The organism is Pseudomonas marginalis, from assembly GCF_001645105.1.
Taxonomy (GTDB): Bacteria; Pseudomonadota; Gammaproteobacteria; order Pseudomonadales; family Pseudomonadaceae; genus Aquipseudomonas; species Aquipseudomonas petroselini.
Genome location: NZ_LKEG01000043.1, coordinates 213,208 through 216,148, shown reverse-complemented (window position 1 = coordinate 216,148; position 2,941 = coordinate 213,208). Strand labels below are relative to the sequence as shown.

Sequence of the window (2,941 nt, the reverse complement as noted above, 5' to 3'; positions counted from 1 at the left end):
GTTCAAGATTGCCTTTGGCGGTAATTCATTGGAGGAGGCGAACAAACTGATCGATCCCTTCGTCGAGCCGTCTTCCGACATGGTGGGTGAATGGATAACTCGCAACGGCGGCCAGGGTTTGGTGTTTGGCCTGCAAGGTAATACCTACGAGCAATATGCAAAGAACACCAAGCTCGGCGCCGATTTACTACTGATGGGCATGCCGGGTAGCGCGAGCCAGGCCGGTAAAGTGGAGCAAGTCGCAAAGGTCGCGGAAGCGGCGAAAGCAGAAGGTAAACTGGCGCAGCAACTCCACGATCTAGAGTCGGTACTACCTCCAGAAAAGCCGACAGGTTACAGCGTAGCGTTTGAAACTGCCTTGAACCCGGCCGATTTCGGTCGCAGCCGAGACGTGCATTTCAATAGGTCCAATGCTGCGTTGGACAACGCGTTGAGCATGGACTCTGCGTTTGCGCAAATGATGGAGACACTGATCCCGAATATTAAATCGTCGGTTTCAAAAGTCGGAGGGCGGCAAACACCTTCTGGCTGGACATGGGAGCATGCGTCGTCGTCGACTGCTTTCAATCAGGAAGGAATCATGCGATTAGTACCGACCGCCCAACACACACCTAGTTCTCCTTGGTGGCGCGTACTGCATCCCGATGCGGGGGCTGCGGGTGGATATTCTGAATGGGCAATTCCAAGAGGCGCCCCAAAAAATTAGGTGGAAGAATGAATATTGCTGAGTTGAACATCAATGTCGGGGGACGCCCCAGCGTGGGTTTCAGTGGTGATGACTCAAGCGTGCGCGCCCTTGAGGCTCGGCTGGGCCGTAGGCTTCCAGAAACCTACCTTCAATTCATTCGAAGTGCCAACGGTGGGCATCCTGAAGCCGGAAGTTTCTTTTTGAACGCATCACCAGATGCTAGCGTCAGCGTTGATTGGTTTTATTCACTAGGAGACGCAGGTATCGACAGCCTGGATAAGGCTCTTGATGACTGGGCTCAAGTGTTGGGGCCATTCATGTTGCCCATTGGGCGCGACGGAGGTGGCAGCCAGTTTTATATTTCGCTGGATTCGCCATCCGGTTCTGTTTGGTATTATTCACATGAAGGCTCAGAACGCACCCAACTTGCCGATAGCTTCGATAAGTTTCTGCAGCAGTTGCAAGTTCACCCGGATTTTATTTGAGAGCCGTTATGAATCGATATGAGGGGAAGCCTTTTCTCCGGCTACTGGAATGCTACGTGCTTTCGGCTATTGATGAGCTGACAGACGAGCAGTGTGCGGCGTTAAGTGCGCTGGAGCCCAAGTTGCACGAGCTGTACGGGGTGCAAGGCAGTTGGAGTGATGTCGTCGCGTCTCAGATGGATTTTCCGGAATCCCTGGTGGAGAAAATAAAAGAAGTGTGGCGCGTGAATTCGGAAAAATTTGCGCGAGCTGGTGTAAAAATAAACGCAGAAGATTTTGCTAGAGACTTTGTGGATACCAATTTTCCTTGATGATGATAAAAGGGACAGATTTGAATGGCACTTACTTAGCAGCTAACTAGCTAGTGTGACTGAAAAAAAGAAAAAACAGAAAACGGAAAGATAGGGGTCAGACCACGGTTTTGCGCTTTTTAGAGTTCAGCAGAATTGCTCTTTTAAAATATGATTTATTTTTTGTAATTATTCGATTTTTTTGGCCTAGTGATGGGCGGCTAAGCTGTAAGCTCTTATTCATTTGGGGGTTTATATGGCTCGCCGTCCTAGGGTTACACTGCCGGATATCCCGCTGCACATTGGAAAACGGGGTCAGACCACGATTTAGACTTTCATTTGATCAATAATGGTCTGACCCCAACTATCCCGGGGCTGCCAACGTAACGGCTGGCGGTAAGGCTTTTGAGAACTCGGCTGACTATAGTGCTGGTGCAAAAGCGGCAGCGGAAGCTCCCAAGCCGGCTAGCATTACCACTATTACGGACGAGATGAAGGCTGATCCTTACCATCCGGATTGGCAGCGTTACGTGGGTAATGAGCCGAGAGCGGTTGGGGCGGATGTTGTTAGCGGTGATGCAAAAGGCGAGGTCAAACTGCTGCCTAAGCCTGGTTCCACGACGGCGCCTACAAGTGGTGTTGGCGCGAATGCTCAGTTTAAGTTCGACGATGGGCAAATAGGGAAGAAGCTTGGAAGGCATGTTAAAGACTACGCTGGAAGCCCTGGAAATCCTGCTGACCGGCAGATAGTTATAGATAAGATTCAAGATATTGGGAATAATCCAGAAAAAGTAATCCCTGGGACATTTGCAGGCCAAGGAAGTGGCGGTGCTAGAGGTAACGTATTCTTCCGAATAAAAGGAGATGATGTTGTGATTACAAAGCCCGACGGGACATTTGTGACAATTATGAAGGATGGCATAAACAATCCTTCTGTAAAGAATGCGCTGAAAGGCAATCCATAATGATTATGGTGTCCGAGGCTTTTAAATCTTGGCTGGTTAGTTGTATAGGGCTCCGGCTGCGCCTCGCTTTGGGATTATTTCATGTTTTTGAGTCGGAGAAAAATAACTCTCCGCAAGCAGTAAGCCTGTTTTTTGATGGTCAGGGGGTTGGAACTTTAGAGTGCGCACCCGATGGTGCGTCTATAGCGTACAGTTCAGATGCTGTTTCCGAGTGTGATTTGGGTGAGTTTGGGGCGGAAAAGATTTTCTCATTAATGGCTGATGAGACTTTTTCGTCAGCCATAGGAGAAGAGTTGACTTCGGTCTCGTTGGTTTTGTCATCTATTGAAGACTCAGTTGCTGGGGTGTCCCTCCGATTTGGTAACTCCCAGTTTTTGAGTTTCATTAATTTGGGTGATGACCTTTTTGTTTATAAAGAAATACCTGCTGAAATTGTTAGGTGCCAAGGACTGATGTTCGTGAGGCTCTCTTTAATGTAAAGCTGCTTCCTCGGTCCAAAAGGGCCGGGCCAGT

The 2,941-nt window shown here is 49.1% G+C and carries 5 protein-coding genes; all 5 read left to right on the top strand.

Annotated features, from left to right (window positions below):
- Positions 1–706: hypothetical protein (locus AO064_RS30950; RefSeq protein WP_208602912.1), on the top strand; the 706-nt coding region annotated here is incomplete at its 5' end.
- An 8-nt stretch (positions 707–714) separates the two neighbouring features.
- Positions 715–1,173 carry an SMI1/KNR4 family protein gene (locus tag AO064_RS18185; RefSeq protein WP_064054208.1) on the top strand — a complete coding sequence of 153 codons (459 nt, stop codon included), beginning with the start codon at positions 715–717 and terminating at the stop codon, positions 1,171–1,173.
- Between the two features lie 56 nt (positions 1,174–1,229).
- Complete coding sequence (locus AO064_RS18180; protein ID WP_231808977.1) at positions 1,230–1,484, top strand: hypothetical protein; 255 nt, start codon at positions 1,230–1,232, stop codon at positions 1,482–1,484.
- A gap of 470 nt (positions 1,485–1,954) precedes the next feature.
- A complete protein-coding gene (locus tag AO064_RS30735; protein ID WP_064054207.1) occupies positions 1,955–2,428 on the top strand; it encodes a hypothetical protein in 474 nt (157 codons plus the stop codon).
- Positions 2,428–2,907, top strand: a complete 480-nt coding sequence (locus tag AO064_RS30730; protein WP_122256263.1) for a hypothetical protein — start codon at positions 2,428–2,430, stop codon at positions 2,905–2,907. The genes AO064_RS30735 and AO064_RS30730 overlap by 1 nt, the downstream gene beginning before the upstream one ends.
- The last annotated feature ends 34 nt before the right edge of the window (positions 2,908–2,941 follow it).